The sequence below is a fragment of the Leucobacter sp. NPDC077196 genome (genome assembly GCF_040687075.1).
Lineage (GTDB): Bacteria > Actinomycetota > Actinomycetes > Actinomycetales > Microbacteriaceae > Leucobacter.
This window is the reverse complement of the sequence record NZ_JBFBML010000015.1, coordinates 1-18,462: the sequence shown is the minus strand read 5'-3', so window position 1 is coordinate 18,462 and position 18,462 is coordinate 1. Positions and strand designations below refer to the sequence as shown.

General features: G+C 65.7%; 18 protein-coding genes. 14 read left to right on the top strand and 4 right to left on the bottom strand.

Features of this window, described 5'->3' with window-relative positions; all coding sequences use genetic code 11:
- Positions 1 to 34: 34 nt before the first annotated feature.
- Complete coding sequence (locus AB0O71_RS12815) at positions 35 to 157, bottom strand: methionine/alanine import family NSS transporter small subunit (RefSeq protein ID WP_363745897.1); 123 nt, start codon at positions 155 to 157, stop codon at positions 35 to 37.
- Positions 154 to 1,770, bottom strand: a complete 1,617-nt coding sequence (locus AB0O71_RS12810) for a sodium-dependent transporter (RefSeq protein ID WP_363745895.1) — start codon at positions 1,768 to 1,770, stop codon at positions 154 to 156. The genes AB0O71_RS12815 and AB0O71_RS12810 overlap by 4 nt, the downstream gene beginning before the upstream one ends.
- Before the next feature lie 75 nt (positions 1,771 to 1,845).
- Here AB0O71_RS12810 and AB0O71_RS12805 point away from each other — a divergent pair, with 75 nt between their 5' ends.
- Entirely contained in the window at positions 1,846 to 2,517 is a 672-nt protein-coding gene (locus AB0O71_RS12805; RefSeq protein WP_363745893.1) for a heparan-alpha-glucosaminide N-acetyltransferase domain-containing protein, read from the top strand.
- A gap of 60 nt (positions 2,518 to 2,577) precedes the next feature.
- On the top strand, positions 2,578 to 3,069 hold the full coding sequence (locus tag AB0O71_RS12800) for a hypothetical protein (protein WP_363745891.1): 492 nt from the start codon (positions 2,578 to 2,580) through the stop codon (positions 3,067 to 3,069).
- A gap of 50 nt (positions 3,070 to 3,119) precedes the next feature.
- On the opposite strand, the gene AB0O71_RS12795 is transcribed toward AB0O71_RS12800, so the two are convergent.
- Positions 3,120 to 6,065 carry a hypothetical protein gene (locus AB0O71_RS12795; protein WP_363745889.1) on the bottom strand — a complete coding sequence of 982 codons (2,946 nt, stop codon included), beginning with the start codon at positions 6,063 to 6,065 and terminating at the stop codon, positions 3,120 to 3,122.
- A gap of 245 nt (positions 6,066 to 6,310) precedes the next feature.
- Here AB0O71_RS12795 and AB0O71_RS12790 point away from each other — a divergent pair, with 245 nt between their 5' ends.
- Positions 6,311 to 6,673 (top strand): DUF1801 domain-containing protein, encoded by a 363-nt coding sequence (locus AB0O71_RS12790; RefSeq protein WP_363745887.1) that lies wholly within the window; start codon positions 6,311 to 6,313, stop codon positions 6,671 to 6,673.
- A 110-nt stretch (positions 6,674 to 6,783) separates the two neighbouring features.
- On the opposite strand, the gene AB0O71_RS12785 is transcribed toward AB0O71_RS12790, so the two are convergent.
- Positions 6,784 to 7,548 carry a DUF429 domain-containing protein gene (locus tag AB0O71_RS12785; protein ID WP_363745885.1) on the bottom strand — a complete coding sequence of 255 codons (765 nt, stop codon included), beginning with the start codon at positions 7,546 to 7,548 and terminating at the stop codon, positions 6,784 to 6,786.
- An 89-nt stretch (positions 7,549 to 7,637) separates the two neighbouring features.
- Here AB0O71_RS12785 and AB0O71_RS12780 point away from each other — a divergent pair, with 89 nt between their 5' ends.
- From AB0O71_RS12780 to AB0O71_RS12730, 11 genes are all read left to right on the top strand, one after another.
- On the top strand, positions 7,638 to 7,979 hold the full coding sequence (locus AB0O71_RS12780) for a PadR family transcriptional regulator (protein WP_363745883.1): 342 nt from the start codon (positions 7,638 to 7,640) through the stop codon (positions 7,977 to 7,979).
- On the top strand, positions 7,922 to 8,863 hold the full coding sequence (locus tag AB0O71_RS12775; protein ID WP_363745881.1) for a hypothetical protein: 942 nt from the start codon (positions 7,922 to 7,924) through the stop codon (positions 8,861 to 8,863). The genes AB0O71_RS12780 and AB0O71_RS12775 overlap by 58 nt, the downstream gene beginning before the upstream one ends.
- A 145-nt stretch (positions 8,864 to 9,008) precedes the next feature.
- Entirely contained in the window at positions 9,009 to 9,326 is a 318-nt protein-coding gene (locus tag AB0O71_RS12770; RefSeq protein ID WP_363745879.1) for a PLD nuclease N-terminal domain-containing protein, read from the top strand.
- Positions 9,323 to 10,288, top strand: coding sequence for an ABC transporter ATP-binding protein (locus AB0O71_RS12765; protein WP_363745877.1), 966 nt, complete (start codon positions 9,323 to 9,325; stop codon positions 10,286 to 10,288). Before AB0O71_RS12770 ends, AB0O71_RS12765 begins: the two co-directional genes overlap by 4 nt.
- The gene (locus tag AB0O71_RS12760; RefSeq protein ID WP_363745875.1) at positions 10,285 to 11,085 is read left to right on the top strand and encodes an ABC transporter permease subunit; all 801 of its coding nucleotides are present in this window, start codon (positions 10,285 to 10,287) and stop codon (positions 11,083 to 11,085) included. The genes AB0O71_RS12765 and AB0O71_RS12760 overlap by 4 nt, the downstream gene beginning before the upstream one ends.
- 526 nt (positions 11,086 to 11,611) lie before the next feature.
- Entirely contained in the window at positions 11,612 to 12,328 is a 717-nt protein-coding gene (locus AB0O71_RS12755; protein ID WP_363745873.1) for a hypothetical protein, read from the top strand.
- Positions 12,321 to 15,608 carry a DEAD/DEAH box helicase family protein gene (locus tag AB0O71_RS12750; protein ID WP_363745871.1) on the top strand — a complete coding sequence of 1,096 codons (3,288 nt, stop codon included), beginning with the start codon at positions 12,321 to 12,323 and terminating at the stop codon, positions 15,606 to 15,608. The genes AB0O71_RS12755 and AB0O71_RS12750 overlap by 8 nt, the downstream gene beginning before the upstream one ends.
- 2 nt (positions 15,609 to 15,610) lie before the next feature.
- On the top strand, positions 15,611 to 16,648 hold the full coding sequence (locus tag AB0O71_RS12745; RefSeq protein ID WP_363745868.1) for an Eco57I restriction-modification methylase domain-containing protein: 1,038 nt from the start codon (positions 15,611 to 15,613) through the stop codon (positions 16,646 to 16,648).
- 30 nt (positions 16,649 to 16,678) lie between these two features.
- Positions 16,679 to 16,873 carry a helix-turn-helix transcriptional regulator gene (locus AB0O71_RS12740; protein WP_363745866.1) on the top strand — a complete coding sequence of 65 codons (195 nt, stop codon included), beginning with the start codon at positions 16,679 to 16,681 and terminating at the stop codon, positions 16,871 to 16,873.
- A 154-nt stretch (positions 16,874 to 17,027) separates the two neighbouring features.
- Entirely contained in the window at positions 17,028 to 17,819 is a 792-nt protein-coding gene (locus tag AB0O71_RS12735; RefSeq protein ID WP_363745864.1) for a hypothetical protein, read from the top strand.
- Positions 17,820 to 17,870: 51 nt separating this feature from the next.
- Positions 17,871 to 18,059, top strand: coding sequence for a hypothetical protein (locus tag AB0O71_RS12730; protein WP_363745862.1), 189 nt, complete (start codon positions 17,871 to 17,873; stop codon positions 18,057 to 18,059).
- Positions 18,060 to 18,462 lie beyond the last annotated feature (403 nt).

Here is an 18,462-nt window from a genome sequence, read left to right as displayed (position 1 = left end):
TCACTCGTCGTCGCGAGACATCCGACGAGGAGCCCTACTCGTCGTCGCCTGCCCCGCTCACGTCGGGGTGCTTGCGCAGGCGGAGAATCGCCCAGGCGAGCCCGCCCCACAGAATGCCGATGGAGAGCACCATCATGATCAGTGCGCTGGTGGTCATCGTGTTCCCCCTGGGGTGCGTCGCTGTGCGGATGTTTCTCTGGCCACCGTGATGAGGTCGGTCATCTCGGTGTGCAGCTGCTCCGGCTCGTCTGGCACGAACGTTTCGGCATCAGCGCGGCGGTACTTGCGGTAGCTCATCGCGAACGAGAAGATTGCGAGCAGGGCGATCGCGCCCCAGCCGATCGTCGTGATGAACCACGTCGGGAATCCGCCGTAGCCCTCGGTGATGTACTCGGCAATGCCCCGCACCAGGATGACCGCGAGAATGACGGGCGTGACAGCCGTGACGGCGATGGTCCAGATGGGACCGAGCTTCAGCGACGACAGCGCGTTGAGGTGCGCGCGCAGGCTCGGCACGGCGCGGAAGACCCACGCGACCAGCACGAGCGTCGCGACGGCCGATCCGGTGACGCCGATGTTGTTGACGAACGCGTCGAGTACGTCGAGCACGTTGAGGCCCGACGTCGTGCCGAACAGCACCACTGAGGGGATGCCTGCCGCGAGGCCGACGGTGACCGCGACGCGGCGGGTCGACCAGCCGGTCTTGTCTTGGATGGAGCCGGTGACGACCTGGTAGATCGACAGCAGCGACGAGAAACCGGCGAGCACGAGCGAGCCGAAGAAGAGCACGCCCATGAAGGCGCCGCCCGGCATCTCGCTCAGCAGCGTCGGGAACGTCATGAATGCGAGGGCGACACCGCTCAGCCCGTCCAGGTCGTCGATCTGCACATTCTGCGAGAACGCGAGGAAGCCGAGGGCGGCGAATACGCCGATGCCCGCGAGAATCTCGAACGCGCAGTTCGCGAAGGCCACGACGACGCCCGAGCCGGCGAGATCGCTGCGCCGCTTCATGTACGAGGAGTACGTCAGCATGATGCCGAAGGCGATCGAGAAGGAGAAGAAGATGTGCCCGTACGCCGCGAGCCAGACGCCCGGGTTTGCGAGCGCTGCAAAATCGGGCTCGAAGAACTGGTTGATGCCGTCCCAGGCGCCCGGAAGCGTCATCGCGTAAATCACGATGATCACGAACACGATGACGAGCAGTGGCAGTGTGACGCGGTTGGCGCGATCGAGCCCGCGTCGCAGGCCGAGCGACATGACGATGATCGCGGCGATCCACACGATCAGCAGGGTGAGGAGCACCGCCGGCACGAACTCGAAGGTCACGCCGGGCGCATCGGCGAGCTGCAGATAGTCGCCCGTGAAGAAGCCGACCGCGTCGTCGCCCCACTGGCGACCGAAGCTGAACCAGACGAAGCCGAGCGCCCAGGCGATGATCACCGAGTAGTAGGTGAGGATCAAGAAGGAGACGCCCACCTGCCACCAGCCGAGCGGCTCGGCTTTGCGGTTGAGGCGTTTGAACGCGAGCGGCGGAGCTGCGCGGAACTTGTGGCCGATCGCCGAGTCGAGGAAGAGGATCGGCAGCCCGGCGGTCAAGAATGCGACGAGATACGGGATCAGGAACGCCCCGCCACCGTTCTCGTAGGCGACTCCCGGGAACCGCCAGATGTTGCCCAGGCCCACCGCGGAGCTGATCGCGGCGATGATGAACGCGCTTCGCTTGCCCCAGGTCTCGCGCTCAGGCGCACTGTTCTTCGTTGATGCAGTCACGAGGTTACGGTAGCAGGCGCTCCGACCCTTCGCGAAGCCGGGCCCGCTGGGTGAGACGCGAGCAGAGCAGAGCTCTTGTTCTCGCTTCTGGCCGTAAGCGAGAATAACGGCATCGCTATTCTCGCTTCGCACCTCCGCGCGCAGATCTCCCGGTTGGAGCCCCCGCACCGCCTCGCCGGGGTCGATCTCGCGCGCGGGTTGGCCGTGATCGGCGTCTTCGCCGCTCATCTCGCCGTGATCTCGTCGTTGGAGTGGGACGACCCCGGCACCTGGTCGGGGCTCGTCGAAGGGCGCTCAGCGGTGCTCTTCGCGATGCTCGCGGGGGTCTCGATCGGCATCATCGCGGCGGCGGCTCGCCGTCGAGAGGCCCGTGGGGTCAGTGCACCGAGACCGCTCTGGGGTCTGCGCACGCAACTGCTGCTGCGCGGCATTCTCCTGTGGCTGCTCGGCATCTGGCTCGATGATCTCGATGTGCCGGTCTACGTCATTCTCCCCGCCTACGGCGCACTCTTCGTGCTGGCGATCCCGTTCACCCGGCTCGCCGTGCCGCTGCTGTTCGTGATCTCGGCAGTGCTCGCCGTCGGCGCACCGTTTGTCGTGTGGTGGATCAACGCCGCTGTCGCCCGCAGCGACGATCCCGTATCCGCCGAGGAGTCACTGCGTCTCATCGCGTGGAACTACCCGCTGCCGCTGTGGCTGGCGTTCATGCTCTGCGGCATGGCGACCGGGGCGCTGCTGATGCGCTAGTGGAAGTTCGCGTGGCCGCTGCTCGCGGCCGGCATCGTACTCGCCGTCGTCGGATACGGCGTGGCCGGGCCCGCCGGTCTCGCCGGTCTCGATGCGGGTGCCGGATCAGTCGAACCGCGAGCGACCTCCGCGGGCACGACCGAGTGGTGGTTCGCGGCGCTCAGCGACGCACCGCACTCGTCAGGGGTCGGTGAGGCCCTCGGCTCTGGCGGATTCGCCCTCGCGGTCACCTGCGCTGCCGTGCTCGTATGCATGACTCCCCTGCGCTGGATCGCGCTCCCGCTACGCGCCGTCGGCTCCATGCCGCTGACCGCGTACGTCGCCCACATCGGCAGCTGGGCGATCTGGATCGCGATCGAGACCGCGCGCGACCCCGGCATCGACCCGTCGCAGGGCTTTCGCGCGCTCGACCCGTTCTGGCCGACGACCGTCTGGGTGCTCGCCGGGTGTACGGCGTGGGCGCTGCTCGTGGGGCAGGGTCCGCTGGAGTGGATGCTCGGCAAGCTCACCAAGGCCCCTCGATGGCTCTCGGTTCGCGCGCGACACCCCTGAACCGCCACTAAAGTGCATTATCGGCGCTCTTACTGCACTTTTTTGGCGGCTCACGGCCGACCACCGTGCTCGCCCCGCATGAGCAGCGTGTGCACGAGCGGCTCGAACTCGGCCTCCTCGGCGTCGCGGTTGGCCAGCTGCACGAGCGGGTGCCGTGCGACGCTCGGACCGCCGAGCCCGAGGCCCGCCTGCGCACCGGCGTCGAGCAGCCTGATGAGCAGGATCAGGTCGTCGGCCCCCAGCGTCGGGTTCTCGAACAGCACGTTGATCGGCGTGAGATGCGAGAGCTGGATCGACGCGTCGATCGCATCAAGGTCTTCGAGCAGCAGCAGCGCGATCTCGCGACGGTTGCGCGGGTCGGGGTTCGCAAGCGCCGCGTCGAGCAGATACCGGCGCGCGGGCATGCCGAGGGCGGTATCGAGGAATTGGTTCAGCGATCCCGTGAGCGCGACCTGGTGCACGTCGCCGAGCTGCGCGTAGGCTGCCTCGGCTTCGTGGAGCGACACCCGCTGGCCGAACACGACGCTCGAGTAGCGGTCATCGGCGAGGATGTCGGGGGTGACACTCTCACCCGCTCCGACCGCCCACTGCAGCTGCGGTACGCCGATCGCGTCTGAGTAGAGCATGGCGAACGGGTTCGACGTGTCGGGCGTCGCGGACTCGGGGGCCGCCTCCTCGCGTTCACCGCTGCGTTCAGGGGCCGCGGGACGCACCCGTTGCAGCATGCCCGTCGACGCGCGCCAGTCGCTCTCGTCGCGCCAGAACACGGCTTGCACGGCGGGGAGCGAGGTTGCGGTGCGCAGCAGACCGGGAATCGGCGGGCGATCCGGATCGGCACGGCCCGGCCGCGTCACCACCGGATACAGGCCGGCGGGGTCGCGGTCTGTCACGAGTGACAGCAGGTCGACCGGCACGCCGCTGAAGAGCTCGGCCTGATCCTCGAATGAGAGCCGCGCGACCGCAGCCGCCGTCTCATCGAGCGGAAACGACATCAGCAGCCCACGCCCGTCGTGAGCGAAGTGCCACACCCAGTAGTGATCGTCGGCCCGGATGCGCCCGCGCACCGCGTTCGGTCGCAGATCGGATCCCGCGAGGCTCGGCCCGCGCCACGAGATCTCGTGCGGTGCGGCTTCGCCCGCCACCTCTGCGGCGAGCGCGCCGATGACCCGCGTGCGCTGGCGCAGCTCCCACGTGCGGGTGCCGCGCATCAGGTCGATGACCGCATCGGCTCGGCCGATCACGATGATCGCCTGCGGCTCCTCGGCGTAACTCGGGTCGGGCGCGCCCGCGATCAGCAGCACCGCGTGGCCGTTCACCCACCACATCGGCGCGTTCATCAGCCCGACCGCGCGCATCACCCGCGCCACCGGCGTCTTGCGCTCCATGCCGGTCTTCGGTTCGCGCGCCTGCATCTCGAAGGCGGGCCCCCACCGACGCTCCATCGCGTCGCTCAGCTCCGTGACCCAGGCCTGCAGCACGTCGACCGACCAGGGCTCAGCGAGGGCGATCACCGAGCGCAGCACGCGGCCGTCGATGGACCGCAGCTCGCGGCCTCCCACTTGGAAGGTCTGGTCGCGGAAGTCGACGTGATCAGGATCCGTGTCCCACCACACCTCGGTCGCCCGCTCGATCTCGAGCACCATCTCGGCATGGGTCGTGTCGCGCGGCAGCCCGTAGCCGAGGCGCTCAGCGTCTGGCGGGCGCGGCTGCTCGGGGTACGGGCACGCCGCGAAGACCTGCTCGATCTGCGCGCGGCGATCCTCACTGGTGCGCCCCGAGAAGTCTTCGAGGGTGAACGATCCGCCGAGGCGGTAAGGCTTGCGCACGGCCTCGGCGAATCCGAAGTCGTCCATGCCGAAGTCGTTGAGGCTGCCGATCTCGAGCAGACTGCGCGTCACCCGCCAGTGCTCTCCGTCGAACCACACGGCGCCCGAGATGAGCGGCAGCGGCTGGTCGCCGAGCATGCGGAACTCGAGTTGGTGCTCCGCAGGCTCGCCGCGGCCGTTCTCCGTGCGGGCGGCGATCAGCTCGCGCAGATCCTCGGGCACGCCGTCGAGCATGCGGGCGATGAGGATCAGCTGCGCCTCCTCCAGCTGATCCTCGAAGGGCTCGTCCGCGTGCTCCGCCTCCGCGAGCTGATCGGCGATGAGCTGCTCGGCGGCGCTGGAGACGAAATCGGACTGGGGATCCTGCATGAGCACCAACGCGCGGCCGTCATCGGTGAACGTCCACACCGTTGTGGTGCCGTTCCTCGCCCGCAGGCTGAAGCGGGACGCCTCGAGCGCGGTGTCGCGCACGCGCACCTCTCCCTGGCCGGCGAGCGCGCTCATGAGCCAGGCGCGACGGCGCAGCTCGGTGAGGTGCTCGCCGTGCATCAGGAGGTCGTGCACCGTGACCTCATCGTCGGCGAGCACCGCCATGCCGCCGAAGGCGTACTCGCGGGGCATGACGACGAGGATCTGGCGCAGCATGCTCGTCAACGGCTCGCCGTCCCAGCTGGTGAGGAGCACGCAGCAGAGCGCACCGTGATCCCACATCTCGGCCTCTTCGATGCGCACCGCGACCATGAGGTAGTCGAGAATGCCCTCAGGCTCCATCGAGACCCCCACGAGCTTGGGGGTGCGCACGAGCGGCGTGCCCCACGACTCGCGCAGCACCCGGCGCACACCCTGCGCCCACGTGTCGGCGACCTCGGCGTAACCGCCCGGCGGCAGCTCGCGGTCTGCTGGGGCGCCCTCGGTGAGCGTCCGGTCCTCTTTCGGGTCGTAGCCGCCGAGCGGCAGGATCCAGACGCCCTGCGCCTGCTCTCCCTCGACGCCCTCGAACGTGAACTCCTCGCCGGTCTCGCTCGAGATCAGGTGGTCGACGAGCCGTTCGCAGAAGCCGGGCACGTCGTCGAGGCCGAACGGGGGCTCGAAGATCGGCAGCCCGTCGTCATCATCGTCGGCGGCGCTCGTGTCGCCCGTGCCGCCGTTGGTTCCGGTGTCTTCGGTCATCGCTCACTCGCCGTTCTCGAATCGGGCCCCGTACGCGGCTTACGCTAGCAAAGGGGCGCCGGTTGCGGCAGGGCTGCGTGCGTCGGCTTCGGTGAGAGATCCGGCGTCGATGAGAGATTCCTTGGCAGGAGCGCTGTGCGCCTCGGCTTCGGTGACAGATTCGGCGTCGGTGAGACGCATCCCCCGCCTCACCGACGCCGAATCTCCGACGGTCGGCACCGACCGCGTCGGAGTACACTCACCTCATGGTCTCGAAGGCGGCAACGATCGACGAGTATCTGGCCGCGCTCGATCCGGAGCCTCGCGCCGAGCTCGAACGGATTCGCGCGCTCGTGACATCGCTCGTGCCCGACGCTGTCGAGTCGATGAGCTACGGGATGCCGACCCTCTCCTATCTGGGGCGGGCGCTCGTCTACTTCACGGCGTCGAAGAAGCACCTGAGCTTCTACCCGTCGTCATGGGCGCTCGAAGAGCTGCAGGATCGACTCACCCCGTACAAGACCACCGCGCATGCCGTGCAGTTCACGCTGCAGGCGCCGCTCCCTGATGAGCTCATTGCGGATCTCGTGCGCGTGCACGTGCGCGAGATCGAGGCGAAGCGGGAGTAAGAGGCTCCGCCTGTCGCCCGAAGCCGAGCGCAACGCGGTGGGCGGTCAGTGTGGTGCGGTATCCCAACGCTACGTGCACGACACTGAACGCTCGAAGCGCTAGGAAACCGTCAGCGACGCGAGTCCGTGAGGCTGACGGGCCGCAGATCACTCAGGCCGGCATTTGGGAGCGCGATCCAACCCTCGCGGCGAGCGCGGTCCAACAGTTCCGGTGGCGGCTGCGCATACAGACCGAGTGCCGCGCTTCGCGCTGCGAGCGCAGCGACCACCGCATCGAATGCATCGGCTGAAGTGATCATAGGTTCGGCGAACGCTGCGAGGTCCACCCAGGGAGCGGCCATTTCGAGATCTCGCAGCAACCTCTTCCGACACTCCGGATCCGTTCGATATCGACGAGTGTCGAAGCCCCAGACGCGCAGCGACGCCCCCGGGTACACCTCGACGACCGCCCCGGTGCCCGCACGATCGACCGGAATACCGGCATCCGCGAGCCGCCCGAGCAGGCCAGCGCAGCGCATCGCAGTCAGCCCGAGGCGGTCGGTCGAGACGCTGAGCGGCCAGCGCCCCGAGCGTTCGCGCACATCCCGGTCCGTAGCGCGGTAGGCGAGGGTGCGGCGCCACGCCATGCCACCGTCGGGGCCGGCAGCATCCCGCACACCGGCCGCATGATCGTTGACGAAGCGAACGAACTCGTCTGGCCACCCGAAGGCGCAGTCGATGCCGATCTTGTCGACGTCCACGGCGACCTCGACGATGCGCGCATCGTCGACTCCCAGATACAGCTCCCGCAGCTGCACCCCTGAGGCCGACCATTCGATGATCGCGAGTGCCGTTCCCGTGCGTTCCGCGGCAAGGTCGACTCCGGCCGTCAGCATCCCCCCATAATAGGTCGTTCCCATCGACGACGGACGGGCACTGCGCTCCCGCGTTGACAACCCACCCATGTATTGCAAGGCTGTTCAGCATGCCGACCAGTGATCGCACCGCGCAGCTGCGCAAGGGAGTGCTCGAACTGGCGATTCTCGCCGTGCTCGACCGCGAGGAGTGCTACTCGATCGAGATCATCGAGCAGCTCGGCGAGTACCCGGCGCTGACCGCGACCCCAGGCACGGTCTACCCGCTGCTCGCGCGACTCGACAAGGCTGACAAGGTGGAGACGCGCTGGGTGGAGGCCGCGGGCGGCCCGCCGCGCAAGTACTACCGCCTCACCGACGAGGGCCGCGCCGCACTCACAGAAGGAGCGGCCGCATGGAGCGCCCTGAGCAGCGCGATGCACCGCATCTTGCAGCTGGAGGGCGACGCATGAAGACGTATCTGCGGGAGGTCGACGCGCACCTCGGCGCACTCTCACGGCAGGATCGGGTGCTCGCGCTCGAAGCGCTCGCAGCCCAGCTCGACGAGCTCGCCGAGGCCGGCATCGATCCGGTCGAGGCACTGGGGCCGGCTCAGGATTATGCGGCGGATCTGCTCGACGCACTGACGAGCGACTCCCCTGCCGAGAATCCCAACCTCCGCGTGCTGGGCGTGCCCGTCGAGCTGCGGGGACCGCTGAGCGCCGAGGTGCGGTCGCGCACCTGGAATCCCGAGAGCCCGCAGCTCTTCGTGCCGCGGTTGCTCGGCGCCGGGTGGACGGTCAACCTCGGCGCGCTCGCGGTGCGGATGCGGCTCATCCGCCCCGATGACGCAACGAGCGATGTGCTCGACCAGATTCCCGAGCGCGCGGTGCGCACGGCCCAGCTCACTCCCCTCGTGATCGCGGCGGCATCGTCCGGCGCGCTGGCGCTGACCTGGAAGCGGCTCCCCGACCGCGTCGCCTCCGGCTTCAGCCTCACCGGGCGACGCAATCGCACCGGGTCGAAGCGCGCACTCGCCGCTACCGCTGCGCTCGGCGTCGTCGCGGCCCTGTGGGCCGCACGGGAGCAGACCTCGACCGAGGACCAGCTCGTGCGCACCGCGAGCGCGACGACGCTCACCGGGATGTCGGCTTCCGTGATCGCCGCATCGACACTCGACGCGCGGCGCCCGCGCGGACGCTGGGGGCTGCTCGTCCCCGCGACCCTCCCCCTCGGGATCGCCGCAGCGCTCGCCATGATCGTGCTGCCATTGCGGGCGGGGCTCCGCCGCGCCTGGCGCGCGGCCGGTGCGGGCGCTGGCACAGATGCGGGCGCGGGCACGACGCCGGCTCCGTAAGCGAACCGGGCCCGCATGGGCTGAGGCGGCGGCGCGCTGCGCGATCCGGCCACCGAAACGGCTGACTTGACTCGGGTACTTTGTATTGCAAGGATATATGCAATACCTACCCGCTGGCTTCGCACGCCGAGAAAGAAGATCGCGCATGGATACGGATTTCCCCTCATTGGCCACGACGACCGGGCTCATCGTGGTGATCGCCCTGTCGCTGCAGGCGCTGCTCGCCGCAGTCAGCCTGCTGGTGCTCGTCAAGACCCCCACGCAGCGGGTGCAGTTCGGACGCAAGTGGCCGTGGGTGCTCATCATCCTGGTGGCGAATACGATCGGGCCGATCCTGTTCCTCGCGGTGGGCCGCCGACCCGCGCCCGTCGCAGACACTGCCGCGCAGGCTCCGGCGAACGTGGCGAGCACCGTCCAGGGCCTGTACGGTTCCGAGCCCCGTGCGACCGGTGAGCAACGATGAGCGGCCCCCACGACTCCCCCGCGATCGAAACCCGTTCGCTCACGAAGCACTACGGATCGCGGCTCGCGCTCGACGGCCTGACCCTGCGGGTCGAGCGGGGGTCGGTGTTCGGCTTTCTCGGCGCAAATGGGGCGGGGAAGACGACGGCGATCCGGATCCTGCTCGCCCTCGCCCGCGCGACCAGCGGCAGCGCCCGCCTGCTCGGCCACGCGCCCGGCAGCACCGAGGTGCGGCCCCTCATCGGCTACTGCCCCGACGTTCCCGGGTTTCCGTCGTGGATGACCGCGCGCGAGGTGCTCGAGCAGGCCGCGACGCTGTTTCAGCTCCCCCAGAGCACTGTTCGGCGCCGGGTTCCTGAGCTGCTCGAACTCACCGGCCTCGCCGACACCCGCGCCCGCGTCGGCGGATACTCGCGCGGCATGCGTCAGCGACTCGGTCTCGCGCAGGCCCTCATCAACAGCCCGCAGCTGCTGATACTCGACGAACCGACCTCAGCACTCGACCCGATGGGCCGCCGGGCCGCGCTCGAACTCATCACCGAACTCAAAGGAAAGACGACCGTGTTCTTCTCCACGCACCTGCTGCCAGACGTCGAGCGCGTGTGCGACGACGTCGCGATTCTCAGCAACGGACGCGTCGCCGCCGAGGGCGCGCTCCGCGATGTGCGGGCGCGGCTCGGCGGGTCGCGCAGCCGACTCGTCGTGGAGACCGATGAACCGGAGCGGCTGCGCGAGGCGCTTCGTGCTGCTACGAGGGTTGGTGCCGGATCCGGCTGGGTGCTCGACGTGGCCGAGGACGCCCCCGGGTCGCGCGCCCTCGTGGTCACCGTCGACGATGTGGAGGACGGCGCCGCCCGCGTCGCCGCGGTCGTGAGTTCGCTCGGTTGCCGCCTCTTCCAGCTCGAACCTCGGGCGGCCAGCCTCGAAGACGTGTTCGTCGATCTCGTGGAGGGTGCCCGATGAACGCCATGCTTCCGCTCCTGCGTCTGCGCGCTCGCGAGGTGGTGCGCACATGGCGCGTCTGGGTGCTGCCCGTCGTGCTCGTCTTCCTCGCGGCGAGCGGACCCGTCATCGCGCGCTTCACCAATGAGATTCTCGCCGGTGCGCTCGGCGGTGGCGAGCTCACCGCGCTCGCGCTGCCCGAACCCACGGCCGCCGACGCGGCAGCGCGCTGGATCACCGACCTCTCACAGCTCGCCGTTTTCGTGGTGGTGATCATGGCCGCCGGTGCGATCAACACCGAGGTGCGCTCGGGCGTCGCGTCGCTGCTGCTCGTGAAGCCCGCGTCGCGGTCTGCATACGTGGTGAGCCACGCGGTAGTGCTCGTAGGGTTCGTCGCGGTGGCGGCGTTCGTGGGGGCGTTGGTGTCTTGGGGTGTGACCCGGGTCGTGTTCGGTGGTGCTGGTGGTGACGGTGTTGGCGCCAGTAATCTCGGGGCGATGCTCGGCGCGACCGGTCTGTGGGTCGTGCTCGCCATGGTGCTGATCACGGTGTCGCTGCTGGCCTCGGCGACCTTTGACGCGATGGCTGCGGCCGCGGGCGTCGGTGTCGGCGCGTTCTTCCTGCTCGCCGTCGCGGGCGCCGCGCCTCGCCTCGCTGAGTTTACGCCCGCGGGCCTGCTCCCTGCAGCGGTGGCCGTCGCGTCGGGCACTCCCACGGAGGGTTTTGCCACGTGGTGGCCTGTGGGGACCGGACTCGGTGCCAGCTTGGTGCTGGTTGTCGTGGCGGTGGCGGTGTTTCGGCGGCGGGAGCTGCGGTGATCAACGGAGTACGCCGCCGAGGATCAGGCCGGTTCTCGCCTACCTCTGACGACTCCGAACGCACTCGGCTCCCTTGCGTCTAGAGACGAATGACGTATCCCCTGACTCGAATACACCCAGACCGCTTAAAGTCGTCGCCGAGTGATGTGAACGAGTCACTCAGTGACACGCAGGACACGAACAGCGATTGAACCAAGAGCAACTGACGAGCTCCGGGAAAATCTCCCTTGCCAAAATATGGCCAAAAACTGCATCTTTCTGCGGTTCTCGTGGCCTCAGCCTACCGGAGATTACCGGCCGGTAGCGGCCAATCTGGTGACCGCAGGAGGGGTTTCTAGTGACCAAAGTGGTGACCATTCGTAGGAGGAGACGGCTGCGACACCCGTCAACAATCTGCCATCCGCAGAATCAGCCGTTGCAGAACGAGCCCTCTTTATTGCCACGGCCGGCAAGACAGACATGACACGTGCGGGCTGCTACCGCTCGGAACCCATGCAAGATCCTAGACTATCTGATACACACATCGATGAAGGAACCTATGGCGCTCCCCCACTTAGCCCGAACGAAGCATGGTGCCGCGATCGACGGCAAGGGACGCACTGGCACGAGTGAGCAGCTGATCAAGTCACGTCAGCGCGTGAAGGCTCATGGCGAGGTCTTCACTCCGCGGCGCATGGTCAATCAAATGCTCGACCTAGTGCGTGCCGAGCTTGAGACGGGCCCCCAGTTCGTCGATAAGACGTTCTTCGAGCCGAGCGCGGGCGACGGCAACTTCCTGATCGCGATCCTGCAGCGCAAGCTGCACGCGATCGAGAAGCGCTACCAGAGGGAGTTCTGGCCGACTGAGTCCCTCTTCGCGCTCGCGTCGATCTACGGCATCGAGCTGCTGCATGACAATCTCGAAGCGGCACGAGCAGGGCTGATGGCCGAGTTCGTCGCATTCCACGAGGATGCCGGGGTCCGCTGCAACCACCGGACGAACCTTCGACGCTCAGCCGAGTTCCTGCTCGCGAGCAACGTGGTTCAGGGCAACACTCTGACCGGGTTCGACGATTCCGGCGCCGAGATCGAGTTCTCGTGGTGGCACCGCGTGCTGAACCTCCCCGCGACCGTGCAGCGCGAGCCGTTCACGTTCGCTTCGCTCCGTGGTGCGGTCACCGGTGCCTTCGACTTCACCGTCTACGAGAGCTACGAGCGGTGCCGAATCGACCATGTCCACAAGGAAGCGAGAGCCGATGCCTAGCCCGAACATCAGCACCTACCGAGAGATCACACCGCTGATCTACTCGTGGTCGACCCCCGACATTCCCAAGTACGAGGGCTGGGAGAAGATCGGCTACACCGAGCAGGGCAGCGCCGAGAAGCGGGTCGCCCAGCAGGCTTCGCAGCTCTCGGTCCAGAAGAAGATCGAGTGGGAACGCCGCGCCTTCTTCATGACGGCGGCAGGAGGCAGCTTCAGAGACAGCGACTTCCACGCCTACCTGAAGCAGCAGGGCATCGAGCGCGAGCTGCGGCCGAGCACCGAGTGGCACCATTTCGCTGGCGCACCGAGAACCTCGCTGGAGTACTTCAACGCGTTCGCGGGCCAGGACTACTCAGCCCTGCAGACGAGCGGCACGGACGACTACAAGCTCCGCCCTGAGCAGCAGGCGGCCGTCAATCAGGCATTGAACGCGTTCACCTCCGGGCACGACGAGGTGCTCTGGAACGCGAAGCCTCGTTTCGGCAAGACGCTGACCACGTACGACCTCGTGCGCGAGCTCGGGGCTCGGAAAGTCCTGATCGTGACGAACCGACCAGCCATCGCGAACTCATGGCTCGACGACTTCGAGCGTTTCATCGGCCACCAGACGACGTACAAGTTCGTTTCCGAGTCGCAGTCACTCGAATCGCGTTCGCCGATGACACGGGACCAGTGGCGTAAGTTCCTCACCAATGACACCGGAGATGATCCTCGCATCGTTGAGTTCGTCTCGCTCCAGGATCTCAAGGGCTCGCAGTACTTCGGCGGCGTACACAAGAAGCTGAAGCACATCGCGGAGTACGAGTGGGATCTGCTCGTCATCGACGAGGCCCATGAGGGCGTCGACACGCTGAAGACGGATGTTGCCTTCGAGCAGATCACCCGGTCGTGGACCCTGCATCTTTCGGGCACCCCGTTCAAGGCGCTGGCCTCGGGACGGTTCAGCGATGAGCAGATCTTCAACTGGACGTACGAGGACGAGCAGATAGCGCACCGCGACTGGGACGACGAGACTCAGGAGAACCCCTACGAGGCCTTGCCCACCCTGAACATGCTGACCTATCAGGTCTCACGCATGATCTCCGATCAGCTAGCCGTCGGCGTGGCGGTCGACGAGGAGCAGGCGAACATCGACTTCACCTTCGATTTGAACGAGTTCTTCAGCACGAAGGAGAGCGGCTTCTTCGAGCACGAGGACGACGTCAGGAAGTTCCTCGACTGCCTCGCAGCCAACGAGAAGTATCCGTTCTCGACCCCCGAGCTGCGTGACGAGATCAGGCACTCCTTCTGGCTGCTGAACCGCGTGGCCTCGGCGAAGGCACTCCAGCGCCTGCTTAAGAAGCACAAGGTGTTCAAGGACTACGAGGTGATCCTCGCCGCTGGCGACGGCCGCGACGAGGCAGTGGATGCTGAGGCGGTAGGCAAGTCGTTCGACCGAGTGAAGGCCGCGATCGACGCTGCCGAGAAAGTCGGGGGCAAGACCATCACGCTCTCCGTCGGGCAGCTGACGACGGGTGTCACGGTGCCTGAGTGGACCGCCGTGGTCATGCTCTCGAACCTGTCTTCGCCGTCGCTGTACATGCAGGCGGCGTTCCGCGCGCAGAACCCGTGCACCTTCATGCGGGGCAACTCCCTGCTGCAGAAGAAGAACGCCTACATCTTCGACTTCGCTCCCGAGCGGACGCTGCGGATCTTCGACGAGTTCGCGAACAACCTGAAGTCGAGCACCTCGAACGACCAAGCTGTGCGGCAGGAGAACATCCGCACGCTCCTGAACTTCTTCCCCGTCATCGGCGAGGACTCCGAAGGCAGGATGGTTGAGCTCGACGCCGCGCAGGTGCTCACGTTCCCGCAGGTGTTCGCGGCGCGGGAGGTGGTGCGGCGAGGGTTCCTGTCGAACCTCCTTTTCGCCAACGTGGCCGGCATCTTCAGATACTCGGAGCACGTCAAGGAGATCCTTGAGAAGCTGCCGGAGGCGAAGCAGGGCAAAACGAAGAAGGGGCAGTCCGTCGAGATGCCCGAGCCCGTCCCGAACGTCGACGAGAACGGCAATGTGCAGCTGGACACCGCGACGGTAATCAACCCGAAGGTCGCAGAACTTGGGAAGCCGGTCTGGCGGATCGAGGACATCGCATCGATCGAGCTGGAAAAGAGCGCCCCCGCACACAAGGTCGCTCGCGAGGTCGCAAAGCTGGTGACCGAGAAGACCAAGGAGACCAGAGAACAGCTCAAAGAGGAGTACGGACTCTCCTCCAAGCAGGTGGAGCGCGATGAGAAGCAGACCGAGGCGCGCGTCGTCGCTGACGTCGAGCGCGTACTCCTGGAGCGCAGCATCGTCGATACTCGTCTATCTGAGGAGCGCGAGCAAGCCGCAACCGAGTCAGAGGCGCGAGAGATCGAGCGGGCTCAGGCCGAGCACGAGAAGTCGTTCAACGACCAGATCCTCGCCCTGGTGTCGGCACGCACGGATGAGATCGCACCCGAGGTCGTCACCCGCGAGGAGACGAAGAAGGAGCAGCGGCGAGCGAACCAGACGATGGACGACGCCCGGTCGCACCTGCGCGGCTTCGCGCGCACGATCCCAATGTTCCTGATGGCCTATGGCGACAGGGATCTCCGTCTCTCGAACTTCGACGACTACACGCCCGACGACGTCTTCCAGGAGATCACCGGCATCACCGAGGCGGAGTTCCGCATGCTCCGCGACGGACAGGAAGTCACGGAGGAGGACGGCACGGTGGTGTCGATCCCTGGCATGTTCGACGAGGCTGTCTTCGACAAAGCAGTGCAGGAGTTCCTGGACAAGAAAGCGCAGCTCGCCGACTACTTCGACGAGTCGCAGACCGAGGACATCTTTGCCTACATCCCGCAGCAGAAGACCTCACTGGTGTTCACACCGCGCGATGTGGTGGAGACGATGGTGGACGAGCTTGAGAAGGCGAACCCCGGCATCTTCTCGGATCCCGAGAAGACGTTCGCCGACCTGTTCTCGACGGCGGGGCTGTTCCTGATGGAGCTCGTGCGAAGGCTCGACGCCGGCCTGGCAGATCAGATCCCTGACCAGACCGAGCGGCTGAGGCACATCCTCACGAAGCAGATCTTCGAGATGAGTCACAATGAGCTGCTGCACAGGATCACCATCGAGGCAATATCGGGCGGCGTGCTTGAGCGGCGCGAGTGGATCGAAGGCTCGGGGCACTTCGTGCACGGAGACATCGCTCGCATGAGCACAGAAGAACGACAGCAGCTTGTCGACGACATGTTGACGGAAGGACACTGAGCATGGGAAAGAAGTTCGACGTCGTCATCGGCAACCCGCCGTATCAAGATGAGGCGAAGGGTGAGGGCACTCGTGACACGCCGATATACCATCGGTTTATGGATGCGGCCTACGAGGTCGGTCAGAAAGCCGTTCTGATCACGCCCGCCCGGTTTCTCTTCAATGCCGGCCTCACTCCGAAGGCCTGGAATGAGAAGATGCTGTCTGACCGGCATCTGTCGGTCCCGGTGTACGTGCCTAGCAGTGCAAAGCTGTTCCCCGGTACAGACATCAAGGGCGGTATCGCAGTGACCTATCGCGACGAGGACCGGGAAGGTGAACCGATCGAGACTTTCACCAAGTACCCGGAGCTCAACCACGTGCTGCGCAAGGTGACCTTGTCAGGCGCGGCTCCTCTGACAGATGCAGGAATCACAAGCTCCCGCTCTTACCGCTACTCGGATCAGCTTTATCAGGACCACCCTGATGCACGCGCACTTCGACCTGACGGCAACACCGCGCTTGTGAACACAAACACGTTCGAGCAGTTCTCGTTTCTCTACTACGCCGAACGGCCTTCCGATGGTCACGAATACACCCAGGTGCTCGGACTCATCAGAAACAAGCGCGTTCTAAGGTGGATTCGGAGCAGTTACACGACTGGCCCTGCGAGTTTTGGAACTTACAGGGTTGCGCTCACCGCTGCGAACGGCGCGGGAAACCTCGGAGAGGTTCTTTCCTCCCCTCTCGTACTTGCGCCGGATATTGCGGTGACGCAATCGTTCATCACAATCGGTGCGTTCGACAGTGAGACCGAGGCTGAGGCGTGCCTCAAGTATGTGAAGAGCAAGTTCGCACGGACCATGCTCGGCGTGCTGAAGATCACGCAGCACAATCCGGCGAAAACCTGGAAGCACGTTCCCCTCCAGGACTTCACGAGCAACTCCGACATCGACTGGTCCAAGTCGATCGCCGAAATCGACCAGCAGCTGTACGCCAAGTACGCGCTCGATGCCGACGAGATCGAGTTCATCGAGACGCACGTAAAGCCGATGGACTGATCATGGACGCTGATCCCACCCGTTGTTGCGATGGAGGAGCTCGCTGCTCGTATTCGCGGCCAGCGGATCGAGCGTGCGTGGTCCCAGTTCGAGCTGGCCGAACGTGCCGGTTTCTCACGTCCGACTGTGGCACGCATCGAACGAGTCGACGACGTCTCCACAGCGACGCTCGTGAAAGTCGCGGGCGCGCTGGGGCTGAGGGTTGAACTTAGCGCCGACAGATAGGGGCTGCTGAAACACAATGACCGCGACGAAGTGCATCATGTGCGAAGGCACCGGCATGACGAAGGCGCACTATGTCCCCAGTGCCATTCGCGCTGCTCTGCCTGCGCAGCAGAGCTCGTACACGGTGATGGGAGCCTCCTCGAACATCGAGCCCATGCCCCTCCTCGATCTGGAGGAACGAGCTTCCGGTCGCGGCGTGTTCGACACGCAGCCTCGGGTGCTCTGCGGCAATTGCAACAGTGCGTGGATGACGCCCTTCGAGGACATCGCCGGCCCCCTGCTCGCTGGAATGATCAGCTCCTCTGGGCCTCGCTCCGTTGACAATGAGGAGGCGCAGGCGGTCGCCATGTGGGCGGTGGCTGCTCTGATGATCAGGTCGACGGTCGATCCGGCGATCCCGCGCCTCTCGCCCGAGCGGATGAGGGTGTTCAGAGCGGAGGGGTGGGAGGCGATCGAAGCATCGGTCGCGGTGTTCTCAATCGCGAACACAAGGGCGTTCTTCAGCGGGGATGCGGTGGGTTCGACGTACATATCTGACGCTTACGAACCCGAAGCGAGTGCTCTTTGCCTACTCTTCTTCCAGCAGATAGTCGTAATAGTAGGTGTCGGTAAGTTCTCCTGCCTCGTCCAGCGTGCGGCCAGTGTGTTCGCCGGCAGCGCGGCACTCGTCTGGCTGTCGAGCAGTGCAGAGCAACAGGGCTGGCCGACGCGCAGCCAGGTGGTCGACAGCGATCTTTTGCTCATGCTGGGCGTAGAACATCACTCGCGTTCGATGTTTGTTCCAGCAACGAGGGTGCGCGGATCCAACGCTTCGCGGCGCACAGTCGTCCGTGTGCCGGAAGCGTTCACGCTCAATGAGATCACAACGGATCAGCAGCTACTGACCTCGATGCGAGCATTAGAGGAGATCATTGCAAAAGGTCTCGCCGAGCGTTACCGTTCGTGACCTCAACGTATACTTGCAAGGCCTCAGATCAAAGCACGAGGAGGTGGGGCCGTGCTTCCTGCGCTCGATATGGACACCGGGCTCTTGGCACTTGGCCGATTCGGCGCGACGTGGGAGAACGTGAAGCGAGACTTCGTCGACGACACCACGTACGCGGACTCTGAGACCCGTTCGCAGATATGGCAAGACTTCGAGTCCACGATGCAGGGCAGTTCGGTGCTTCCGGTGGTCTGCGTCTGAGTCGGCGGCATCTTCCTCACGGAGAAGCTCAATCCCGACGACATCGACCCCGTCTATTGGTGCAGGGACTCGGACGTGCAGCAGGCGCGCTCAGATGTTCAGTCAGCTCCGATGCTGGAAATGTTCGCGATGACTCAAGTACGCGATTGCACCGAGCTCAGGGCCGTTACCCTTGTCATCCAACTGCGAAGTGAATGGCCAGTCGTAGGTCGAAGTACGGCTCCCCGATCCATCTGAAGGCTAAGCGGCAGAGCTGCAGAGCGCGATCACCCACGTCCGCATGACTAAAACGTTGGGCTTAGGTCCATTTGGCGAGTAGTCGTTTAAGGTACTCCTCGTCCACCTAGTTGGTACTCGGTTCCGGGAAGAGGGTACTGGCCCGCAGCATTACCCGCCTTGGGCC

Coding starts and splice junctions, on each gene's coding strand:
- AB0O71_RS12815 (WP_363745897.1), bottom strand. CDS start 157: ATGACCACCAGCGCACTGATCATGATGGTGCTCTCCATCGGCATTCTG.
- AB0O71_RS12795 (WP_363745889.1), bottom strand. CDS start 6,065: ATGACCGAAGACACCGGAACCAACGGCGGCACGGGCGACACGAGCGCC.
- AB0O71_RS12790 (WP_363745887.1), top strand. CDS start 6,311: ATGGTCTCGAAGGCGGCAACGATCGACGAGTATCTGGCCGCGCTCGAT.
- AB0O71_RS12785 (WP_363745885.1), bottom strand. CDS start 7,548: ATGCTGACGGCCGGAGTCGACCTTGCCGCGGAACGCACGGGAACGGCA.
- AB0O71_RS12780 (WP_363745883.1), top strand. CDS start 7,638: ATGCCGACCAGTGATCGCACCGCGCAGCTGCGCAAGGGAGTGCTCGAA.
- AB0O71_RS12775 (WP_363745881.1), top strand. CDS start 7,922: ATGGAGCGCCCTGAGCAGCGCGATGCACCGCATCTTGCAGCTGGAGGG.
- AB0O71_RS12770 (WP_363745879.1), top strand. CDS start 9,009: ATGGATACGGATTTCCCCTCATTGGCCACGACGACCGGGCTCATCGTG.
- AB0O71_RS12765 (WP_363745877.1), top strand. CDS start 9,323: ATGAGCGGCCCCCACGACTCCCCCGCGATCGAAACCCGTTCGCTCACG.
- AB0O71_RS12760 (WP_363745875.1), top strand. CDS start 10,285: ATGAACGCCATGCTTCCGCTCCTGCGTCTGCGCGCTCGCGAGGTGGTG.
- AB0O71_RS12755 (WP_363745873.1), top strand. CDS start 11,612: ATGAAGGAACCTATGGCGCTCCCCCACTTAGCCCGAACGAAGCATGGT.
- AB0O71_RS12750 (WP_363745871.1), top strand. CDS start 12,321: ATGCCTAGCCCGAACATCAGCACCTACCGAGAGATCACACCGCTGATC.
- AB0O71_RS12745 (WP_363745868.1), top strand. CDS start 15,611: ATGGGAAAGAAGTTCGACGTCGTCATCGGCAACCCGCCGTATCAAGAT.
- AB0O71_RS12740 (WP_363745866.1), top strand. CDS start 16,679: ATGGAGGAGCTCGCTGCTCGTATTCGCGGCCAGCGGATCGAGCGTGCG.
- AB0O71_RS12735 (WP_363745864.1), top strand. CDS start 17,028: ATGCCCCTCCTCGATCTGGAGGAACGAGCTTCCGGTCGCGGCGTGTTC.